21 protein-coding genes, 1 pseudogene and 1 riboswitch are annotated in these 20,917 nt (G+C 43.5%); of the genes and pseudogenes, 18 read left to right on the forward strand and 4 right to left on the reverse strand.

Translation table 11 applies throughout. The features are described 5' to 3' along the window. Positions 1–10 precede the first annotated feature (10 nt). Entirely contained in the window at positions 11–253 is a 243-nt protein-coding gene (locus JMN17_RS20670; protein WP_003223304.1) for a DUF2584 domain-containing protein, read from the forward strand. Positions 254–291: 38 nt separating this feature from the next. Here JMN17_RS20670 and pckA read toward each other — a convergent pair whose 3' ends face one another. Beyond that, entirely contained in the window at positions 292–1,875 is a 1,584-nt protein-coding gene (pckA, locus tag JMN17_RS20675; RefSeq protein ID WP_087992899.1) for a phosphoenolpyruvate carboxykinase (ATP), read from the reverse strand. A 196-nt stretch (positions 1,876–2,071) separates the two neighbouring features. Next, a riboswitch (SAM riboswitch) is annotated at positions 2,072–2,210 on the forward strand. Positions 2,211–2,378: 168 nt separating this feature from the next. Here pckA and metK point away from each other — a divergent pair. The 3 genes and pseudogenes from metK to JMN17_RS22030 form a co-directional block, all read left to right on the forward strand. Beyond that, positions 2,379–3,581: a methionine adenosyltransferase gene (gene metK / locus JMN17_RS20680; RefSeq protein WP_003229102.1), complete on the forward strand. Its 1,203-nt coding sequence runs from the start codon at positions 2,379–2,381 to the stop codon at positions 3,579–3,581. Positions 3,582–3,730: 149 nt separating this feature from the next. Then, positions 3,731–5,629 carry an asparagine synthase (glutamine-hydrolyzing) gene (asnB, locus tag JMN17_RS20685; protein ID WP_202329155.1) on the forward strand — a complete coding sequence of 633 codons (1,899 nt, stop codon included), beginning with the start codon at positions 3,731–3,733 and terminating at the stop codon, positions 5,627–5,629. Positions 5,630–5,726: 97 nt separating this feature from the next. Next, positions 5,727–5,893: pseudogene (locus tag JMN17_RS22030) on the forward strand (amino acid permease); the annotation flags it as partial. 262 nt (positions 5,894–6,155) lie between these two features. On the opposite strand, the gene JMN17_RS20690 reads toward JMN17_RS22030, so the two are convergent. Next, positions 6,156–6,665 (reverse strand): gamma carbonic anhydrase, encoded by a 510-nt coding sequence (locus JMN17_RS20690; protein ID WP_087992896.1) that lies wholly within the window; start codon positions 6,663–6,665, stop codon positions 6,156–6,158. A gap of 48 nt (positions 6,666–6,713) precedes the next feature. Here JMN17_RS20690 and ytpA point away from each other — a divergent pair, with 48 nt between their 5' ends. Continuing rightward, the gene (ytpA, locus tag JMN17_RS20695; RefSeq protein ID WP_087992895.1) at positions 6,714–7,493 is read left to right on the forward strand and encodes a phospholipase YtpA; all 780 of its coding nucleotides are present in this window, start codon (positions 6,714–6,716) and stop codon (positions 7,491–7,493) included. Between the two features lie 20 nt (positions 7,494–7,513). Further along, a complete protein-coding gene (gene tbcS / locus JMN17_RS20700; protein WP_087992894.1) occupies positions 7,514–8,617 on the forward strand; it encodes a tetraprenyl-beta-curcumene synthase in 1,104 nt (367 codons plus the stop codon). Here tbcS and JMN17_RS20705 read toward each other — a convergent pair. Further along, the gene (locus JMN17_RS20705; RefSeq protein ID WP_202329156.1) at positions 8,607–9,191 is read right to left on the reverse strand and encodes a tRNA (mnm(5)s(2)U34)-methyltransferase; all 585 of its coding nucleotides are present in this window, start codon (positions 9,189–9,191) and stop codon (positions 8,607–8,609) included. The two genes, tbcS and JMN17_RS20705, sit on opposite strands and share 11 nt — an antisense overlap. Next, complete coding sequence (locus JMN17_RS20710; protein WP_087992892.1) at positions 9,188–10,156, reverse strand: TIGR01212 family radical SAM protein; 969 nt, start codon at positions 10,154–10,156, stop codon at positions 9,188–9,190. The genes JMN17_RS20705 and JMN17_RS20710 overlap by 4 nt, the downstream gene beginning before the upstream one ends. Positions 10,157–10,317: 161 nt before the next feature. Here JMN17_RS20710 and JMN17_RS20715 point away from each other — a divergent pair, with 161 nt between their 5' ends. From JMN17_RS20715 to JMN17_RS20770, 12 genes are all read left to right on the forward strand, one after another. Further along, a complete protein-coding gene (locus JMN17_RS20715; RefSeq protein ID WP_087992891.1) occupies positions 10,318–10,590 on the forward strand; it encodes a YtzC family protein in 273 nt (90 codons plus the stop codon). 157 nt (positions 10,591–10,747) lie between these two features. Then, positions 10,748–10,885: a hypothetical protein gene (locus JMN17_RS20720; protein WP_003223326.1), complete on the forward strand. Its 138-nt coding sequence runs from the start codon at positions 10,748–10,750 to the stop codon at positions 10,883–10,885. A 33-nt stretch (positions 10,886–10,918) separates the two neighbouring features. After that, complete coding sequence (locus JMN17_RS20725; RefSeq protein WP_202329157.1) at positions 10,919–11,311, forward strand: GntR family transcriptional regulator; 393 nt, start codon at positions 10,919–10,921, stop codon at positions 11,309–11,311. Further along, complete coding sequence (gene ytrB, locus JMN17_RS20730) at positions 11,304–12,182, forward strand: ABC transporter ATP-binding protein YtrB (RefSeq protein WP_087992889.1); 879 nt, start codon at positions 11,304–11,306, stop codon at positions 12,180–12,182. Before JMN17_RS20725 ends, ytrB begins: the two co-directional genes overlap by 8 nt. Further along, the gene (ytrC, locus tag JMN17_RS20735) at positions 12,176–13,162 is read left to right on the forward strand and encodes an ABC transporter permease YtrC (RefSeq protein WP_202329158.1); all 987 of its coding nucleotides are present in this window, start codon (positions 12,176–12,178) and stop codon (positions 13,160–13,162) included. Before ytrB ends, ytrC begins: the two co-directional genes overlap by 7 nt. A 29-nt stretch (positions 13,163–13,191) precedes the next feature. Then, on the forward strand, positions 13,192–14,169 hold the full coding sequence (gene ytrD, locus JMN17_RS20740) for an ABC transporter permease YtrD (protein ID WP_202329159.1): 978 nt from the start codon (positions 13,192–13,194) through the stop codon (positions 14,167–14,169). A gap of 13 nt (positions 14,170–14,182) precedes the next feature. After that, positions 14,183–14,878: an ABC transporter ATP-binding protein YtrE gene (gene ytrE / locus JMN17_RS20745; RefSeq protein ID WP_039074819.1), complete on the forward strand. Its 696-nt coding sequence runs from the start codon at positions 14,183–14,185 to the stop codon at positions 14,876–14,878. After that, positions 14,868–16,178, forward strand: coding sequence for an ABC transporter permease YtrF (gene ytrF, locus JMN17_RS20750; RefSeq protein ID WP_087992885.1), 1,311 nt, complete (start codon positions 14,868–14,870; stop codon positions 16,176–16,178). Before ytrE ends, ytrF begins: the two co-directional genes overlap by 11 nt. 97 nt (positions 16,179–16,275) lie before the next feature. After that, complete coding sequence (bceR, locus tag JMN17_RS20755; protein WP_087992941.1) at positions 16,276–16,971, forward strand: two-component response regulator BceR; 696 nt, start codon at positions 16,276–16,278, stop codon at positions 16,969–16,971. Then, a complete protein-coding gene (locus JMN17_RS20760) occupies positions 16,964–17,968 on the forward strand; it encodes a HAMP domain-containing histidine kinase (protein ID WP_087992884.1) in 1,005 nt (334 codons plus the stop codon). The genes bceR and JMN17_RS20760 overlap by 8 nt, the downstream gene beginning before the upstream one ends. 101 nt (positions 17,969–18,069) lie before the next feature. Then, positions 18,070–18,831: a bacitracin ABC transporter ATP-binding protein BceA gene (gene bceA / locus JMN17_RS20765; protein ID WP_087992883.1), complete on the forward strand. Its 762-nt coding sequence runs from the start codon at positions 18,070–18,072 to the stop codon at positions 18,829–18,831. Then, entirely contained in the window at positions 18,821–20,761 is a 1,941-nt protein-coding gene (locus tag JMN17_RS20770) for an ABC transporter permease (protein WP_087992882.1), read from the forward strand. The genes bceA and JMN17_RS20770 overlap by 11 nt, the downstream gene beginning before the upstream one ends. The last annotated feature ends 156 nt before the right edge of the window (positions 20,762–20,917 follow it).

Consider the following 20,917-nt stretch of genomic DNA (forward strand, 5'->3'; position numbering starts at 1 on the left):
GGATTTCACTTTGGGAATGCCTGTTGAATTTAATACACTGATTGTGACAAAAGGAAAAGAAGTTCGCATAGATGAAAATATATTCACGTTGGAAAAAGACGGATATCGTGTGTATCCGATGGAGATTCCGATGGACGTGCGTAAAACAAAGTTCGGCGAAAAGTCGGGCACAGCTGAAGTGCAGAAGCTTCAATGGGAAGACGGCCGGACCATTATTACGTACAAGCTGACGTCCCTGCATTCTGTCAATTAAAACAAGCCAAGAGCGTAAATGCTCTTGGCTTTTGCTTTTTAAACGAGAGGGCCGCCTGCCTGCGCAATGGCATCTGTATGTGCGAACTTTTTAAAATTCTCTTTGAATTCATTTGCGAGGTAGATCGCTTTTTCTCTGAATTCTTCCTTGTTGTTCCATGTGTTTTCCGGCTGAAGGATCTGATCAGGTACGCCGGGAACGTGAACCGGAATATGCAGGCCGAAAATATCGTCAGTCGTCATTTCTGCATTTTCTAATTTGCCTTCAATCGCTGCTTTGACCATCGCTCTCGTGTAAGAAAGCTTCATACGTTCGCCTGTGCCGTAGCCGCCGCCGGTCCAGCCGGTATTGACCAAGAAAACGTCTGCGCCGTGTTCATCGATCTTGTTGCCTAGCATTTCAGCATAGACATGGGCAGGAAGCGGCAGGAATGGTGAGCCGAAACATGTGGAGAACGTCGTTTCAGGAGACGTTACACCGCGTTCGGTTCCAGCAAGCTTGCTCGTATAACCGCTCAAGAAATGGTACATCGCCTGCTCCTTCGTCAGTTTGCTGATCGGCGGCAGGACTCCGAATGCATCAGCCGTCAAAAATACAATGGCTGAAGGATGGCCTGCCATGCTTGGTGTGACGATGTTGTCAATCATATGAATCGGGTAAGCCGCCCGCGTGTTTTCGGTATAGAAGGAATCATCATAATTGGCTTCGCGTGTCTCTTCATCAACAACAACATTTTCGAGAACAGACCCGAAGCGGATCGCGTTAAAGATTTGAGGCTCCTTTTCCTCGCTTAAATGAATGCATTTGGCGTAGCACCCGCCTTCAATATTAAAGACGCCTGTGTCAGACCAGCCGTGTTCATCGTCGCCGATCAGCTTGCGGTCAGCATCGGCTGACAGGGTGGTCTTACCTGTTCCAGAGAGTCCGAAGAAAAGGGCGACATCGCCTTTTTGACCGACATTGGCAGAGCAGTGCATGGATAGAATATCTCTTTCGGGGAGCAGGAAATTCATAATAGAGAAAATGGATTTCTTCATCTCTCCGGCATACTCTGTTCCGCCGATTAAAATCGTCCGCTTTTCGAAAGAGACAATAATAAACGTTTCGGAATGTGTGCCGTCTGTTTTTGGATCTGCTTTAAAATGCGGAGCGGAAAGAATGGTAAACGGCTGTTCAACTGTTTTCTTATCATGGCCTTCCGGGCGGATAAACAGCTGTCTGGCGAATAAATTGTGCCAAGCGAACTCATTCACGACGGTAATCGGCAGTCTGTATTTTTCATCTGCTCCGGCAAATCCTTCAAAAACAAATAGCTCATCCCGCTGTTTCAGATAGCTGACAACTTTTGTGTAGAGCCGCTCAAACGCTTCTTCTGAAATCGGCTGATTCACCGTACCCCAATCGATCTTATTTTTCGTGCTTTCTTCCTGCACGATGAATTTGTCTTTAGGCGAACGTCCTGTGTAAGCGCCTGTTGTCGCCCGAACGGCACCCGTGGATGTTAAAATGCCTTCGTTTCGGGACAGTGCTTTTTCTGTAAGCTGTGCTGCTGATAAATTATGACACACATTTGGACTTGTTAATAAGGCTTGTAAATCAGCGGTTAAATCAACTGAGTTCATATGAAACCTTCCTTTATCGTTTTTTGTGTTTTGCTAATTGTGAATTAGTATAACATATATTTTCAAATAGTCTATACTATTTATCGTTTTTTGTGTGTGCGTTTCCATTGTTTTCCCTTGATATAGGTGCCTATTTCTTCTGAATCATATTGACATTGCAAACCCTTTTACGATAAGATATTTCATTGAGCGGATACTCTTATCCCGAGCTGGCGGAGGGACAGGCCCTATGAAGCCCAGCAACCGGTTTCTCTGTTATTTATTAGGTTCAGCTGTGTGAGACAACCAAGGTGCTAACCTGTTGCAAGGTTGTATGATTCCTTGAGCGATAAGAGTGAAAGGCACAAAGACCAAACCCTTTCCTCGATGGAAAAGGTTTTTTTATTTCATAAAATATGCCAATTAACATTCTCTAATATAACGTTACATTGTATAAGAGGGAGCGAGTTCCGTATCATATATACAAGGTCTATCGGGAGGCCTTGTGCAGGAGGAAGCAAATCATGAGTAAAAATCGTCGTTTATTTACATCAGAATCTGTTACGGAGGGACATCCGGATAAAATCTGCGACCAGATTTCTGACAGCATTTTAGATGAAATTTTAAAGAAAGACCCTAACGCGCGTGTGGCTTGTGAAACGTCAGTGACAACCGGTTTGGTTCTTGTCAGCGGAGAGATCACAACATCTACGTATGTTGACATTCCGAAGACGGTTCGTCAAACCATTAAAGAAATCGGATACACACGTGCGAAATACGGATTTGATGCGGAAACTTGTGCGGTTTTAACATCAATTGACGAGCAGTCTGCTGATATCGCGATGGGTGTAGACCAAGCGCTTGAAGCCCGTGAAGGCACAATGAGCGATGAAGAAATTGAAGCGATCGGTGCGGGTGACCAAGGTTTAATGTTCGGTTATGCGTGCAACGAAACGAAAGAGCTTATGCCTCTTCCGATTTCACTTGCTCATAAATTGGCCCGCCGCCTGAGTGAAGTCCGTAAAGAAGATATTCTTCCGTACCTTCGCCCTGACGGCAAAACACAAGTAACCGTTGAATACGATGAAAATAACAAACCTGTCCGTATTGACGCGATTGTTATTTCAACTCAGCACCACCCTGAAATTACGCTTGAGCAAATCCAGCGCAACATTAAAGAACATGTTATCAATCCGGTTGTTCCTGAAGAGCTGATTGATGAAGAAACAAAATATTTCATCAACCCTACAGGACGTTTCGTTATCGGAGGCCCTCAAGGGGATGCGGGACTTACAGGACGCAAAATCATCGTTGATACGTATGGCGGCTATGCACGCCACGGCGGAGGCGCGTTCTCAGGCAAGGATGCGACGAAGGTAGACCGTTCTGCTGCTTATGCAGCGAGATACGTTGCGAAAAACATCGTTGCGGCTGAGCTTGCTGATTCTTGCGAAGTGCAGCTTGCTTACGCGATCGGTGTTGCACAGCCTGTGTCAATCTCAATCAACACATTCGGTTCCGGAAAAGCTTCTGAGGAAAAACTGATTGAAGTTGTTCGCAATAACTTTGATTTACGACCTGCCGGCATTATCAAAATGCTTGATTTACGCCGTCCGATCTACAAACAAACTGCTGCGTACGGCCACTTCGGACGTCACGATGTTGATCTTCCGTGGGAGCGTACAGACAAAGCGGAGCAGCTGCGCAAAGAAGCGTTAGGAGAATAATTTTATAGCCGCTTACTGGTTAAGCGGCTTTCCTTTTTTTATCGTTGTATTCATGTTTATATTTTTACATAACTGTGAAACCAAATACTATTCACAGCGTCTATAAATAGGGGTTCAATGATGACAATTTTAATTATGGAGGCAATACTATGTGTGGATTTGTCGGGGTTTTTAACAAGCATCCGTTAGCTCAAACCGCTGATCAAGAAGAACTAATCAAACAAATGAACCAAATGATCGTTCACCGCGGTCCTGACAGTGATGGATATTTCCATGATGAGCACGTTGGATTCGGATTCAGACGGCTCAGCATTATTGATGTAGAAAATGGCGGACAGCCTTTATCATATGAAGATGAAACCTATTGGATTATCTTTAACGGAGAAATCTATAACTATATTGAACTGAGAGAAGAACTTGAAGCAAAGGGGTATACATTCAATACGGATTCGGACACAGAGGTTCTTCTTGCGACTTATCGTCACTACAAAGAAGAAGCCGCGTCCAAACTGCGCGGTATGTTTGCCTTTCTGATTTGGAATAAAAACGATCATGTGCTGTATGGAGCAAGAGATCCGTTCGGCATTAAACCATTGTATTACACAACGATCAATGATCAGGTTTATTTTGCCTCAGAGAGAAAAAGTTTAATGGTTGCTCAAAATGATATTGAAATAGATAAAGAGGCATTGCAGCAGTACATGTCATTCCAATTCGTTCCTGAACCAAACACGCTTGATGCCAATGTGAAAAAAATAGAGCCGGGTTCACAGTTTACAATCCGCCCAGATGGCGATATCACATTCAAAACGTATTTCAAAGCGAACTTCAAACCAGTTCAGACTGAAGAAGATAAGCTTGTGAAAGAAGTCAGAGACGCGATCTATGACTCTGTAAATGTTCATATGAGAAGTGACGTTCCTGTCGGTTCATTCCTGTCTGGCGGAATTGATTCTTCCTTTATTGTATCTGTAGCGAAGGAATTGCATCCGAGCTTAAAAACATTCTCTGTCGGATTTGAGCAGCAGGGCTTCAGTGAAGTTGATGTAGCGAAAGAAACCGCCGCGGCGTTAGGCATTGAGAATATCAGCAAAGTCATTTCGCCTGAGGAATACATGAACGAGCTTCCAAAGATCGTATGGCATTTTGATGATCCGCTTGCTGATCCGGCAGCGATTCCATTGTACTTTGTTGCAAAAGAAGCGAAAAAACATGTAACGGTTGCTTTATCAGGTGAAGGTGCGGACGAGCTCTTCGGCGGATATAACATTTACCGTGAGCCGCTATCCCTTAAACCGTTTGAACGCATTCCGTCCGGCCTGAAAAAGATGCTTCTGCACGTTGCGGCTGTTATGCCTGAGGGCATGAGAGGAAAGAGCCTGCTTGAACGCGGCTGCACACCGCTTCAAGATCGTTACATCGGTAACGCGAAGATCTTCGAAGAGTCTGTCAAAAAACAGCTGCTGAAGCATTATAATCCGAACCTTTCATATCGCGATGTGACGAAGACTTACTTTACAGAGAGCAACTCATACAGCGATATTAATAAAATGCAGTATGTCGATATCCACACTTGGATGCGCGGGGACATTTTGTTAAAAGCGGATAAAATGACGATGGCGAATTCTTTAGAACTCCGTGTGCCATTCTTGGATAAAGTTGTATTTGATGTTGCTTCGAAAATTCCTGATGAGCTGAAAACGAAGAACGGCACGACGAAGTATCTTCTTCGCAAAGCCGCTGAAGGAATTGTGCCTGAACACGTATTAAACCGCAAAAAGCTCGGTTTCCCTGTACCGATCCGTCATTGGCTGAAAAACGAAATGAACGAATGGGTGCGGAATATTATTCAGGAAAGCCAAACGGATGCTTATATCCACAAGGAGTATGTCCTGCAGCTTCTTGAAGACCATTGTGCGGACAAGGCAGATAACAGCCGTAAAATCTGGACTGTACTGATCTTTATGATCTGGCATAGCATCAATATCGAAAAACGCTATATGCCTGAAGAGCTGAACCATCAGCCTAAAGAAGTCATCTTTGTGTAACAGACAAGGCTTTCGATTCGTCGAAAGCCTTGTTATGATACCTTTATTTCTCCATCATTATTGATTACCAATCCGTTTTTTTCTGTTTGCGTCTTAAATATCATTGGCATTTTTAGCATTTATCTTTATTCTTATGGCTTACAGTTCTGATACAGGAGGATCCGTGATTGTCGGACCGGTTTGGTTTCTCATCTTACTTGCTGTATTATGCAAAAGGTTTCCATAAGAAAAATGTCTATTGCCAGCGAACGAAATATCAGTTGACAAAAAGAGCTCACAGTGAGCTCTTTTTGTGTGTGCTCATAGAAAATCAAGAACAGGAAAGAATAGGAATGTGTTTTTGAGCGGCTGCCTACAGTTGTGAATCATGTTTTATGATAAGATAAAAGTCATACGTTTGATGCCATATGTGAATGTTTGATGGAAAAATCAAAACCCGAACGGTCATTACGCCCGGGTAACCGATGGTTATTGCTTTCAAACATAATTTGAAAAATGGTAAAGTAAGACGAAGCAGGTCTTATGTTTATTGAAGTGATTTATAGTATTGGCCCTTTGCTACATATTCCGACCGTATTCGCTGCATATCTTGCCGGTCTTCTTCCGTCAAAGGGCGGATGACTTTTGCAGGACGGCCAAAGGCGAGATGGCCAGGCGGAATGGTTTTTCCCGGCGGCACAAGACTGCCGGCACCAATAAAGGCGCCTTCGCCAATTTCGGCTCCGTCCAAAATGATTGAGCCCATGCCGATTAAGGCATTCTTGCGGATGACAGCGCTATGAAGTGTAACCTGATGGCCTATCGTGACGTCATCTTCAATGAGAAGCGTCCGGTTCGGGCTTTGATGGAGGCAGCTTAAATCTTGAATATTGACTCTGTTTCCGATTCTGGTCGGCGCGACATCTCCCCTTATGACAACAGAAAACCAAATGCTGGACTGTTCTCCGATAACAACATCACCGGTAATTGTTGCGTTATCAGCTACAAAGGCTGTTGGGTGGATATCTGGCATATGTTTCTTATAAGGGTAGATCATAATATTCATCCTTCTTTCTCTATTTAAATTTCGTATGAGGTGAAGAGCATGTGGACCTGGAAAGCAGACAGACCTGTTGCAGTCATTGTGATGATTCACGGAGCAAGTGAATATCACGGACGATATAAATGGCTGATTGAAATGTGGAGATCTTCGGGTTATCACGTTGTCATGGGCGACTTGCCGGGTCAGGGAACAACGACAAGGGCAAGAGGTCATATTCGCTCATTTCAAGAATACATTGATGAAGTAGATACTTGGATAGATAAAGCACGAACCTTTGAGCTGCCGGTTTTTCTTCTTGGACACAGCATGGGCGGCCTGATCGCGATTGAATGGTTTAAACAGCAAAGAAATCCCCGGATCACGGGAATTATTTTATCATCACCGTGTCTCGGACTGCAAATTAAAGTCAATAAAGCGCTTGATCTTGCATCAAGAGGCCTAAATGTCATCGCTCCGTCGCTTAGGGTTGATTCGGGTTTATCAATTGATATGGCGACGCGTAATGAGGATGTCATCGAGGCCGACCAAAACGACTCGTTATACGTCAGGAAAGTATCTGTCAGGTGGTACAGAGAACTATTGAAAACAATTGAGTCAGCGATGGTGCCGACAGATGCGTTTTTGAGAGTGCCGCTTCTTGTGATGCAGGCAGGTGACGACAAGCTTGTTGACAAAACGATGGTGATCAAGTGGTTTTCAGGTGTTGCTTCCCGAAATAAAGCGTACAGAGAGTGGGAAGGGCTTTATCATGAAATTTTTAATGAACCCGAAAGAGAAGATGTCTTTAAAGCAGCAAGAGCGTTTACTGATCAATATATTTGAACGAATTGGGGGTGCATGTGTTGACAGTACCGGAACATCCTTTTGGACTGATGGCAAAAGTATATCGAGATATTTTTCCGCTCGTTCATCAAGAGCTGGACATATGGAAGCGAAAATCAGAATCAATTCATAACAGTGAATTAAAAGCACAGGCAACCGCAAGTATTCGAGACAAAACGTTTCACTGTGAAGGCGGCGGCATACTGGCGTTATTGTCAGGCAATCAAAAGCAGAAATGTGTCGAGTTTATCATCGCGTATCAAACGATCAGTGATTATCTGGACAATCTGTGCGACCGCAGCACCTCACTTGACCCGCAGGATTTTCGGATGCTCCACGCCTCAATGCAGGACGCACTGACAGTGGGAGCGGAGCCGCGCAATTATTATCAATTCAGAGAAGAACAGGATGACAGCGGGTATTTGCATGAATTGGTCAAAACGTGTCAGCGTGTTCTTGGTTCAATTGAGCACTACGACATGATTAAACCGTATCTGCTTGAACTATGCGGCTATTATTGCGATTTGCAGGTGCATAAGCACGTCATTGAGCATGAGCGTGTTCCGAGGCTTGAGAAGTGGTTTACTCAATATGAATCAGAGCTTCCTGAGATGGAATGGTATGAATTTTCGGCTTGTGCAGGCTCTACATTAGGCATTTTCTGTCTTGTTGCGTATTCATTCCAGCCTGATTTCACGGAAAACACCGCTAAAAAAATTCGCAATAGTTATTTTCCTTACATACAAGGTCTTCACATTCTGCTCGATTATTTGATTGATCAGGAGGAGGACTTGCTGGAAGGGGACTTGAATTTCTGCTCGTATTATCAATCGCATGAAGAAATGATGAAGCGGCTTGAACACTTTATCCAAAAAGCCGATGAACATTTGCACGGCATTCCGCATGAAAACTTCCATCGTTTAATCAATCGCGGCTTGCTGGGCGTTTATTTGTCAGATGATAAAGTGGCGGGCCAAAAGGAAATGGGCCGGCTCGCGAAGAAGCTGATCAAAGCCAGCGGAAAAACCTCCTTTTTCTTTTATATCAACGGCAGAGCCTATCGAAAATTTCAAAAAATAGCCTGGATGAAAAACTCAAAGAAAAAAGCTCAAATCATTTGCTGATTTGAGCTTTTTTTTCGATGGCGACAATAAATGGCGGATCATTTTGCTGATTGATAAATCCATATGTTAACACACGAGCTGATTGCTGATCCAAGTCTCGGCAAAAATCGAGCACGTCGTTTTTTTCAGCTTTGCCTTCCGGGTGGCCATGATAAACAACCAGAACAATCAAGCCCCCATCTTTCATGATGCTGAGAAGCTGCTCAATCGCTTTGATGGTTGAATTTCCGTTGGTCGTAACCGACTTGTCCCCGCCCGGCAGATAGCCAAGGTTAAACACAGCGGCAGCCACTTTGCCATGTGTTTCCGGCGGGAGGGATTCAGCGATTTTGTCATGGCTTTTGTGAAATAACGTTGTTCGTTCTTGATATGTCTTACCGAGCCGATCCTTCGTGTTGGCTACGGCTGATTCTTGGATGTCGAATGCGTACACATGGCCGTTTTCACCGACGAGCTCCGCTAAAAACTGCGTATCATGGCCGTTGCCCATCGTTGCATCTATGACGATATCTCCTTCCCCCGCTGCCATTTTCAGCAGTTCTTTACTGTAAGGAAGAATTTTTTTCAAAATCATAGAGCTGATTCCTCCTCAAGATGCTGGAAGAACTTCCCTTGATAGCTGCCGCGATTTTCAAGTTCTTTATTAATGGCGCCAAGCACTTCCCATTTGTTGACGCTCCACATCGGCCCGATCATCAATTCAATTGGTCCGTCACCTGTAATGCGGTGAACGATCATTTCCGGCGGAATGATCTCAAGCTGATCACAAACGAGCTGCACATATTCATCTTGAGAAAGGAATTCCAGTTTTCCCTTTTCATATTGCTTGACCATCGGCGTGCCTTTCAATAGGTGCAGCAGGTGGATTTTAATGCCCTGGACGTCCAAATCTGCGACGGCCTTTGCGGTTTCCATCATCATGTCCCGGTCTTCCAAAGGCAGTCCGTTGATAATATGGGAGCAGACACGTATGCCGTGTTTTCTTAACTTATTGACGCCTTCCACATAACAGTTAAAATCATGTGCGCGGTTGATCAGAAGAGCAGTCCGTTCATGAACCGTTTGAAGCCCAAGCTCCACCCACAAATACGTGCGTTCATTCAGTTCTGCCAAATAGTCAACGACATCATCGGGCAGACAGTCCGGACGTGTGGCGATCGAAATGCCGACCACATCGTCTAGGGCGAGAACGGATTCAAATTTCTCACGAAGCACCTCAACCGGCGCGTGAGTATTGGTGAAGGCCTGAAAATAAGCGATGTATTTTCCGTCCTTCCATTTTTCGTGCATGCGGTTTTTGATGTCATGGAATTGCGTAATTAAATCATCGGCCCGGTTTCCGGCAAAATCGCCTGAACCTGCTGCGCTGCAAAAAGTGCAGCCGCCGTGGGCAACGGTGCCGTCCCGATTCGGACAGTCAAAGCCGCCGTCAAGCGCCACTTTAAACACCTTATGGCCGAAATGTTCTCTAAGATGATAATTCAATGTATGATAGCGTTTTTCCGTATTTGAATAAGGAAAAGGATTGTTCTGCATCACAATTCATGTGCCTCCTTGCGTACGATTGCATCCTAAAATTGTAGCACGCATTTCACAAGAGAACAAATGAATATCGACCATAAATTACTTTATTGAACGAAGTGAGATGGGGCTACAATATGAGTGATGGATTGTTTCCATTACCAAGAGGAGGGGTTACTGTGGCAACAAGACAATCAGTAGATGAACATCTCCAGCAATGTATGCAGGCGTATGATGATGCTGAAGAACAGCTTAAACTCGCTTCAAAACAAGAGCATTATAACGACCAAGAATACAGTGACGCGCAAATGCAGCTTGAAAATGCGGTAAATGCTTTAAATAAGCTGTGGCTGTCGTCAAATGACCAGCAGAGAGAACAGCTGTACAGAATGAGGCTTCAGCTTCAAGCTTTGCAAAATAATATGATCCTGCATCACCCTCTTGATGTGTAAGAAACGGACCCTTTTGACTAAGGGTCCGTTTTTTTGTAAAAAAAGGATTGACTTTAGGCGTAAAAGTATTTATTGTATTGAGTGTACTAATTGATGTAATACACTATAGACACTCAAAATAGATTAGTCAATTTAGATTGAAATGAAGGAGGCAGTTATGAAACATAAAAAACGAAACAAACGTAACTTGCCGATGCTGATCGCGGCATCTGTGATCGCTTGTTCTTTTTTTCTTGTTCTTGTGATGATCGGTTTTGAATGGCAAAAAAGTATAATTGATCAGTTTTATTTATAAAAGGTTCAGATCGTATAGAAAGTAGGGAAGTAAATGATTCAAATCGATCCAAGAAGCTCAACACCCATTTACGAACAAATCATTCAGCAAATGAAAGAGCTTTGTTTAAAAGGGATCATGACGCCTGGTGATAAGCTTCCTTCTGTCAGAGAATTGGCGACGATCATTATTGCGAATCCGAACACTGTCAGCAAAGCGTACAAAGAGCTTGAGCGTGAAGGGATTATCGAAACGCTGCGGGGCAGAGGGACCTATATTTCGGAGCAAGCGAAAACAACTTTGGTTGAAGGGAAGATGACGATGATTAAAGAGCAACTTAAACAGCTCATCATCGATGCCCATTATGCAGGGGTTGAGCTGGAAAAACTGCAAAAATGGATGAAGGAAATCAGCATGGATGTGAAAGGCGGGCAAGAGGATGATTGAATTACGGCAGCTGTCAAAAACGATTGACGGCAATCAAGTATTAAAAGATGTTTCATTAACGATTGAAAAAGGAGAAATCTTCGGGCTCCTCGGCCGCAATGGGTCAGGCAAAACGACGATGCTCCGTTTAATCCAGCAAATCATTTTCGCAGACAGCGGGACGATTTTGTTTGACGGCGTAGAAATCAAAAAGCATCCGAAGGTCAAACAAAATATTATCTACATGCCCGTTCAAAACCCTTTCTACGACAAGTATACATATAAGCAGCTTGTCGACATCCTGAGAAGAATTTATCCGAAATTTGACGTCACGTACGCGAATGAGTTGATGAATAGATACGAAATTCCAGAAACGAAAAAGTACCGTGAGCTGTCGACGGGCCTGAAAAAACAGCTGTCTCTCGTTCTGTCGTTTGCGGCGAGACCGGCGCTGATTCTCCTTGATGAGCCGACAGACGGAATAGACGCGGTGACAAGGCATGATGTGCTGCAGCTGATGGTCGATGAAGTGGCGGAGCGTGATACGAGCATTCTGATCACCTCCCACCGGCTTGAGGACATAGAGCGGATGTGCAACAGAATCGGTTTTCTCGAAGATAACAGGCTGACGAATGTGATGGATCTTGATGAGCTAAAAGAGGAATACATCAAAATTCAAATGGCGTTTGATACAGATGTCAACTTGGAGATCAGAGAACAAAATATTCCGATGCTCGATCAGGCCGGCGTGTTCTATACGGTCCTGATTCCGAAAAGCGACGAAGAGAAGAAGAACTTTTTAAGAAAGCTGAAGCCAAAAGTGTGGAACGAGCTTCCTGTCAACTTGGAAGAAGTGTTCATTGCGAAGTTTGGAGGGAAGCGGAGATGGTAGACCGAGGTCTCCTCTATCGAGAGTGGAAACAGAATCAAGTGGTGATTTTGCTAAGTATTGTGTTTTTAGTGCTGGCAAATCCGCTCTCTATTGTGAATACGTATTTGTCTTATCAAGGATGTCTTGCTCATCAAGACCCGCAATATTGTGATTTTATTGTCAATTATAGAGTAAGCAATCTGATAGACATCAACTGGATGCCAGGTGTCATTTTGGCGGTTTGCTTCTTGGGAATGGAACGTTCGAAAGACACGATGGATTTTATATTAAGCCTCCCATATAACAGAAGCCAAATTTTCCAGACGAAATTTTGGTTAGGCGGTTTAGTGATTATGCTGTCGCAATTGCTTGGCTTTTTACTTGCTTGGCTGCTAATTCTTGTCTATAACCCTGAACACGTCTACTTTTTTGAGCACGGCAGTGTTGGAGTAATCGTCATTAGTTTTATGGCTTACTGTTTGTTGATGGCCGCTGGGGCATTAACGGGGAATGTTTTTGCCCAGTTATTAACGGCCTTTGCTGCTGCGGCATTACCATATTTAATTGTTGCATTGCCGGTTGGAAACTTTGAAGTTGTTTTTGGTGTGAGTATATGGGAAATGTTCCCTTCCCCTGAGGCGTATTTCTCCCTGGCAAGCAATTTATCATATCTTGTACCTATTGGTTACGTTGCAAATGGATGGCTGTCTGACAGTAAATATATTTTATTGATTCCAGCTGCCATGAGCATTCTGTTTTACTTGATTGGCTATATAAGCTTCAAAAAGCATCCAAGTGAGCGAAACGGACACTTTTTCCTTTGGAACAGATTAGACCGTCCTGTACAAATTCTGGTTATGTCTTTCGGTATTCTTGGTTTTGGTTTATTTGGATATTCAGCCGGACATTCCATCATGGGTTACATTTTTGGAATGATTATTGGAGCCGTAGTTGGATTTTTTGTGAGCTACTTCTCTATTTATAAGAAAACGAAACATTAAGAAATACTTTCGGTTTGGAGGGAAGTGATGTGCCGGATTCCGGGCTATTTTATAAAGAGTGGAAGCAAAATAAAGCGCTGCTCATCATGATTTTTTTGGTATTTATGCTTAGCAATCCTTTTACCGTATTAAATACGTACATCTCATATCAAGGCTGCGTGGCTAATCAGAACGAGTGGGTCGGCCCCTGCGTATTCAGTGTTGATTATTTAAACGGCACATTCATTTCATTCTTTTGGATTTGGGGAGTCGTTTTAGCGGTCAGCCAGCTTGGAATTGAACGTAGCAAGAGCTTCTTTGATTTTACATTAAGCCTTCCATATACACGAGGGCAGATATTTAATGCGAAGTTCCTCACCGGTGGAATAGTGATTGTGGTACCGCAGCTCGTAGGTTATCTTTTATCTGTTTTGCTGCTCGTGCTTTTGAAGCCTGATCAGGCCGTTTATTTTCACAACTACAGTTTGGGAATGATCATTGTCAGCGTCTTAGCTTATTCTTTGGTTATGGCTGGCGGAGCTCTGACGGGTCATATTTTCGCACAGCTTTTGGTCTCATTTACCGTGGCTATTTCGCCGTTTTTACTCATCAGCCTGCCTATGATCAACCTCGAGATCCTTTTTGGCGGATCAATAGAGTTCATTCATGGTCCAGTACCAGAATGGGTGCGGTATTTAATTCCAATAACCTATGTAGACTCGAAATGGGTGGAGAATTCACCTCATTATTTAGTGATTCCGGCTATCATGACTATCATCTTCTACATCATCGGCTATATTAGTTTTGTCAAACTGTCTAATGAAAGAAACGGGTATTTCTTCTTATGGAAGCCGCTTGACCGTCCGGTGCAGATCATCGTTATTATCATAGGAATCATGGGCTTCGGCTATTTTGGATTTTCTGCAAGCGAGAGCTTTACCGGTTATCTCATCGGCATGGCTGCAGGCGCGGTAATTGGTTTCTTCATCAGTTATTTTGCGATTTATAAAAAAACAAAACATGTGTAAGGGAGAGAATAATATGATTGATGTTCAGCATATCGACCATTCTTTCACGATCGGAAAAAAAGGCCGTGAGAATGAAGTGCCAGTATTGAAAGATGTTTCATTAAGCGTGGCGAAAGGTGAAATCGCCTGTATAGTCGGACGAAGCGGGTCGGGGAAGTCAACGCTTTTGAATTTAATTTCCGGCTACATATCGCCGACAAAAGGGCGGATTGTCATTAACGGAACTGATGTCACTGGCTTTAATGAAAAGGAATGGGCTCAGTTCCGCCTTGAACACTTTGGGTTTATTTTTCAAAGCTTTCAGCTCATCCCGGGGTTAACGACGTATGAAAATGTTGAAATGCCGCTGGCGTTAAAAGGAATCAAACCGTCTGAGCGCAAGCAAAAGGTGCAGGACATGCTGAAACGCGTCGGTCTGGAGAATCACGCCGCTCATTATCCGAATGAACTGTCAGGCGGCCAGCAGCAGCGTGTCAGTATTGCGAGAGCGTTGATTTTAAATCCATCCATTATTTTAGCGGATGAGCCGACGGGAAGCCTTGATTCAGAAACGGAACAGGAAGTGCTGGATTTGATTCAGCAGCTGAACCGCGAGCGGGGCATTACATTTGTGATCATTACCCACGATGATGAAGTCGCTTCTATCGGACATTCAAAATTTCAGCTTCATGACGGTGTGTTAAAAGGAGGAATTACGGTTGAGGTTTAAGGATCAGGTTCATTTTATCAGAAGAAATATGAAGAAAAACAGGCTCCGTGTCTTTATGACAATTCTTGCGACAACAATGGCGTGTGCGTTTTTGGTTGTGCTGTCGTCGGTTGGATTCGGGATACAAAAGACGATTACGGATATGACGATGAGCCAGCAGGTTGTGACGAAAGTCAGTGTAATGGGCAAGGAAGGCGATAAGCCCATTAAAAAAGCAGATTTAGAGAAGTATGATCATGTAAGGTCAGTTGTAGAAAGAACACAAGTGTATGAACCAAACAAAGCAACTTTAGGCAATCGCACAAATGAAAGTTCTAATCTCATCTTTACCAATATGAACGATGAACTAAAGGCCAATATGGAGTTGGATAAAGGAAGAGTCGCAAAGTCGGAAAATGAAATTGTAGTAGGATACGACTTTGCAAAGGGATTATTGACGAAAAAAGAATCGGAAGCGTATAACAAAAAAATAGAGGAAGCAAAAGGAAACCCGGAAGATATAAAAGAACCAGACGGCTATACAAAAGATATTCTGAACAAAACGATTGAATTAAGTGTATCAAAAACAAATCCTAAAACAGGGGATGTTGAAAAAACAAAAACATATGATTTTAAAATTGTCGGTATTACAAAAAAGCCATCTCAAGATTGGATGGAGGACTCAAACATTTTCATCAGTGATCAATTCAAGAAGGATTTTTCGGAATTCTTAGATTTCAAAGGCGGAAATGTTGAAAAAAACACTGGCGTTTTTGCTGATAAATTTGAGAACGTGGAACAGCTGACAAATGATCTGACAGATGATGGATACTATGTCACATCAGTTACTACCGAGCTTGAGGGCGCCAACACCTTCTTCATGGTCTTCAAAATCGGCCTGATCTTTGTCGGATGTATCGCGGTTATCATCTCTGCGATCGGCATTTTTAACACGATGACGATGGCGGTGACAGAAAGAACGCAGGAGATTGGCATTATGAAAGCGATTGGGGCGAGTCCGTCCATCATTCGCCGAATGTTCCTGATGGAAAGCGCGTATATCGGAATTTTAGGCTGTGTGATTGGGATTATCATTTCTTACGGCGTAAGCTTCCTTGTCAATCTGGCTGTCCCGATGATTCTCGCGGCGACAAGCGGAAGTGATGCGGGCGATTTGAATTACACCTTCTCCTACATCCCGGCCAGCCTTGTGATCATCGCTGTGGTGATTTGCGGAGGGGTAGCCGTGATTTCCGGGATGAACCCGGCGAGAAAAGCGACCAAAACCAACGTGCTGACAGCGTTAAGAAGAGAATTATAATGCGTACGAGCCGGCTGAGACAGCCGGCTTTCTCTATGGCGTATGATGGTGTTTTGCTATACACTTGAATAAAAAAGGAAAAAGCGCGGTGAGTCGATTGTTTAAACTTTTGCTGATTGAAGATGATGAATCGCTGTTTCATGAAATCAAGGATCGTTTAACGGGATGGTCTTATGATGTATATGGCATTCAAGATTTTAGTCAAGTGCTGCAGGAATTTGCAGCGGTTAAGCCTGATTGTGTCATTATTGATGTTCAGCTGCCTAAATTTGACGGGTTTCATTGGTGCCGGCTGATCCGCTCCCGGTCAAATGTTCCGATTCTCTTTTTATCCTCCCGGGATCATCCTGCTGATATGGTGATGTCCATGCAGCTCGGGGCAGATGACTTTATTCAAAAGCCGTTTCATTTTGATGTGCTGATTGCGAAAATCCAAGCGATCTTCCGGCGTGTGTATCATTATAATACAGAGCCGAGCACGCTCAAAACGTGGTGCGGGGCTGCCATAGACGCGGAGCAGAATCTCGTCAGCAATGACAAAGGCTCTGTTGAACTGACGAAAAATGAAATGTTCATTCTCAAACAATTAATAGAACAAAAAAACAAGATTGTCAGCCGTGAAGAGCTGATCAGAAGCTTGTGGAACGATGAGCGGTTTGTGAGTGATAATACGCTGACCGTCAATGTCAATCGCCTGCGAAAAAAACTGGACGCCCTGCAGCTTGGCACATATATCGAGACGAAAGTCGGCCAAGGCTACATGGCGAAGGAAGAGGATCATTTCTATGATTAAAGCATTCCTTACTGAAAGGCGAAGCTGGATTGCCGTGTTTTTGTTTCAGCAGGTTTTGATGCTCTTCATTGCTTTTGTTGATTCCTCGATTTCATTTAACAATGTTCTTTATATGGTGTATTTGTGTATCTTGTTTTTTATCATTTTCATTTGGGTCCGCTATCTGAAAGAAACGGCGTTTTATAAAAGCTTGAAAACTTGGGAGAACAATCTTGATGTGACAGCGATAAATGAACCGGAAACGCCGTTTGAATCGATGGTTGAACGAAGCATTACCGGACAAACGGAGCATTTAAAACAAACCGCAGCCCGGCATCGCTTGGCATTAGAAAATGAAAAAGATGAGCTGATGGCATGGATTCACGAGGTCAAAACTCCATTGACAGCGATGCATTTACTCATCGATAGAATGGAAGACCAAGCTTTGAAATCCCAGCTGTCATATGAATGGCTGCGTATTCACCTGCTTCTTGACCAGCAGCTTCATCAAAAGCGCATGTCATTTATTGAGAATGATCTGTCTGTAGAATGCATTCAGCTTCAGCCCATCATTTTTAAGGAAATCAAAGATTTACAGTCGTGGTGTATCCAAAAAGGGATCGGCTTTGATATTCAGCTGGAGGCTGAGGAAGTGCTAAGCGACGCAAAATGGCTGGCGTTTATCATCAGGCAGCTGCTGACAAACGCGGTGAAATACAGCGAAGCCTCCGACATTGAAATCAAAAGCGTTCAAAAAGGGGAGCAGACGCAGCTTGAAGTGAAGGACTTTGGCAGGGGCATTGATCTCAAAGATGTGCCCCGCATTTTTGATAAAGGATTTACATCCACAACGGACCACCATAATCAAGGGTCCACTGGCATGGGGCTGTACTTGGCGAAAAAAGCCGCGGCCCCGTTAATGATCCATATTGATGTACGTTCGGAGTCCGGTGCGGGAACCGTTTTTACATTAACTTTCCCCAAACGGAATCAATTTGAACGAGTCATAGGCGTGTGACGAAAATGTCACATGCTTTTCTTTTTTGTTCGCCGTATCGAAGGAAAAGCCCGGCATTCCTTTTTATAATGAGAGTATCCAATATAAAGGAGATTATAGGAATGATGATCTTACAAGCGAATAAAATTCGAAAAAGCTATGGAAACAAGCTGAATAAACAAGAAGTGCTCAAAGGCATTGATATTCATATTCAAAAAGGTGAATTTGTCAGTATTATGGGGGCGTCAGGTTCTGGGAAAACAACTTTGCTCAATGTTCTGTCCTCCATTGATCAGGTCAGTGACGGAACCATTAACATTGACGGAAATGACATGACATCAATGAAGGAAAAGCAGCTGGCTGAATTCAGAAAACAGCATTTAGGTTTTATCTTTCAAGATTACAATCTGCTGGATACGTTGACAGTAAAAGAGAATATCCTCCTGCCGTTGTCGATTACAAAAATGCCCAAAAGCGAAGCGATTCGCAAGTTCGAAGAGGTGGCGAAAGAGCTGGGCATTGATGAACTCCGTGATAAGTACCCAAATGAAATTTCCGGCGGCCAGAAGCAGCGCACATCTGCCGCGAGAGCATTTATTCATGAACCGAGCATTATTTTCGCAGATGAGCCGACGGGCGCGCTTGATTCAAAATCAGCCTCTGATCTATTAAACAAGCTGAGCCAGCTCAATCAGAAACGCAATGCTACGATTATCATGGTCACCCATGACCCTGTCGCTGCCAGCTACTGCGGAAGAGTGATTTTTATTAAGGACGGGCAAATGTATACACAGCTAAATAAAGGAGACCAAGACAGACAAACGTTTTTCCAGGACATCATGAAAACGCAAGGCGTGTTAGGCGGGGTGCAGCATGAACATTAATCAGCTCATCCTAAGAAATCTGAAAAAGAATCTTCGGAATTACTATTTGTATGTGTTTGCGCTGATTTTTAGCGTGGCGCTTTATTTCGCCTTTGTCACACTCCAATATGATCCTGCGATTAATGAAGTGAAGTCTTCAATCAAGGGAGCCGCTGCCATTAAAACCGCTTCGATTTTGCTTGTGGTCGTGGTGTCGATCTTCATATTATATGCCAATACGATTTTTATTAAGAGACGGAGTAAAGAAATCGGGCTTTTTCAATTAATCGGAATGACGAAGCATAAAATCTTTCGCATCTTAAGTGCGGAAAATATTATGCTGTATTTCAGTTCCTTAGCGATCGGGGTAGCTGCGGGGTTTTCGATATCGAAGCTTGTCCTGATGATTCTGTTCAAAATTGTCGACGTCAAAGCTGATGCGAAACTGCATTTTTCCGGTCAGGCCTTGATCCAAACGATCATTGTATTCTGCGGCATTTACCTTTTAATCATGGTGATGAATTATACGTTTATCAAAAAACAAAGTATTTTATCTTTGTTTAAAGTGACGTCATCTACTGAAGACCAAGTGAAGAGAATATCATTTTTCCAGATGCTGATCGGCGCTTTAGGCATCGTGCTGATTTTGACAGGATACTATGTGTCTTCTGAGCTGTTTGGCGGTAAATTTAAGACCCTGAATGAACTGTTCGGCGCGATGAGCTTTATTCTGGGGACTGTCATTGTCGGAACGTTTCTCTTTTATAAAGGTTCGGTTACGTTTATCTCGAACATCATTCGAAAAAGCAAGGGCGGCTACTTACATATCTCCGAAGTCCTGTCACTGTCATCAATCATGTTCAGAATGAAATCGAACGCGTTGTTATTGACGATTATTACAACCGTTTCAGCGCTCGCCATTGGGCTGTTATCGCTCGCTTATATTTCGTATTACTCGGCAGAAAAGACCGCTGAACAAGATGTAGCGGCTGATTTTTCATTCATGAATGAGAAAGATGCCAAAACATTTGAAAGCAGTTTGAATGAACGCAACATTTCATATGTGAAGAAAGAAACCCCTTTCCTGCAAGCGAATGTGGACATTGCAAATATAATGGATGGAGACCCGAAGGAGCTGCAGAGTGACCCCCATAATATGCAGCTTGCGGTTGTGAGTGACAAAGAGGTGGAACAGGTCGATGTGCCAGAAGGGGAAGCCGTTTTATCCGGATATAACGATTTACTGCAAAAAATCATGGGCTTAAAAGATTCAGGCAGCATAAAAGTGAAAAGCAAGCATAAGACGACATCTCTACAATACAAAGGGTTAAGGAAAGAATTTCTTCTCTCCTTTCCGTTTACGAGCGGGGGATTGCCCGCTGTCATAGTGGATGACAGCCTGTTTCAATATCTGAACAAAAACAAAGATCCCCGTATTCAGCTGGCGCAATCTGAATGTATCACCGTCAATGTGAAGCATGAAGACCAGCTGGATAAAGCGAATGAGCTATTTCAAAAGGTGAACAAGAAAGACCAGCATTTATCAAGGCTGGATGCAAGCATCGCACAAAAATCACTATTTGGTATCGTGATGTTCATCGTTGGCTTCTTAGGATTAACGTTTCTGATTACATCTGGCTGTATCCTTTATTTTAAACAAATGGGTGAGAGTGAAGATGAAAAACCGAATTATACGATTTTGAGAAAACTCGGGTTTACACAAGGCGATTTGATGAAGGGAATACGCATCAAACAAATGTATAACTTCGGCATTCCGCTTGTTGTCGGCCTCTTCCACAGCTACTTTGCCGTCCAATCCGGCTGGTTCTTATTCGGATCAGAGGTGTGGGCGCCGATGATTCTGGTGATGGTGTTATACACCGCGCTCTACTCCATTTTTGGCTTTCTGTCCGTTCTTTATTATAAGAAGGTTATTAAATCGTCGTTGTGAAACAGCAAAAGCTCCAGAGGTTCTGGAGCTTTCAGCGTGTCGACAAACCCTTGCATTCGTTGTCAAGCCTGTGCGTTGGTGCTCACGAATTAGGACATTCGCTCCGCTCCAATGCTCGCCTTTCCTAGACTTCAAGGGTTTTCAACCACGCTGAAA

Origin of the sequence: Bacillus sp. RHFS10 (assembly GCF_016757475.1) — a bacterium.
GTDB classification, from domain to species: Bacteria; Bacillota; Bacilli; order Bacillales; family Bacillaceae; genus Bacillus; species Bacillus subtilis_G.

What these genes read in the sequence shown, in the direction of transcription:
- pckA (WP_087992899.1), bottom strand. Translation starts at nt 1,875, where the DNA reads ATGAACTCAGTTGATTTAACCGCTGATTTACAAGCCTTATTAACAAGT.
- metK (WP_003229102.1), top strand. Translation starts at nt 2,379, where the DNA reads ATGAGTAAAAATCGTCGTTTATTTACATCAGAATCTGTTACGGAGGGA.
- asnB (WP_202329155.1), top strand. Translation starts at nt 3,731, where the DNA reads ATGTGTGGATTTGTCGGGGTTTTTAACAAGCATCCGTTAGCTCAAACC.
- JMN17_RS20690 (WP_087992896.1), bottom strand. Translation starts at nt 6,665, where the DNA reads ATGATCTACCCTTATAAGAAACATATGCCAGATATCCACCCAACAGCC.
- ytpA (WP_087992895.1), top strand. Translation starts at nt 6,714, where the DNA reads ATGTGGACCTGGAAAGCAGACAGACCTGTTGCAGTCATTGTGATGATT.
- JMN17_RS20705 (WP_202329156.1), bottom strand. Translation starts at nt 9,191, where the DNA reads ATGATTTTGAAAAAAATTCTTCCTTACAGTAAAGAACTGCTGAAAATG.
- JMN17_RS20720 (WP_003223326.1), top strand. Translation starts at nt 10,748, where the DNA reads ATGAAACATAAAAAACGAAACAAACGTAACTTGCCGATGCTGATCGCG.
- JMN17_RS20725 (WP_202329157.1), top strand. Translation starts at nt 10,919, where the DNA reads ATGATTCAAATCGATCCAAGAAGCTCAACACCCATTTACGAACAAATC.
- ytrB (WP_087992889.1), top strand. Translation starts at nt 11,304, where the DNA reads ATGATTGAATTACGGCAGCTGTCAAAAACGATTGACGGCAATCAAGTA.
- ytrC (WP_202329158.1), top strand. Translation starts at nt 12,176, where the DNA reads ATGGTAGACCGAGGTCTCCTCTATCGAGAGTGGAAACAGAATCAAGTG.
- ytrE (WP_039074819.1), top strand. Translation starts at nt 14,183, where the DNA reads ATGATTGATGTTCAGCATATCGACCATTCTTTCACGATCGGAAAAAAA.
- JMN17_RS20760 (WP_087992884.1), top strand. Translation starts at nt 16,964, where the DNA reads ATGATTAAAGCATTCCTTACTGAAAGGCGAAGCTGGATTGCCGTGTTT.
- bceA (WP_087992883.1), top strand. Translation starts at nt 18,070, where the DNA reads ATGATGATCTTACAAGCGAATAAAATTCGAAAAAGCTATGGAAACAAG.
- JMN17_RS20770 (WP_087992882.1), top strand. Translation starts at nt 18,821, where the DNA reads ATGAACATTAATCAGCTCATCCTAAGAAATCTGAAAAAGAATCTTCGG.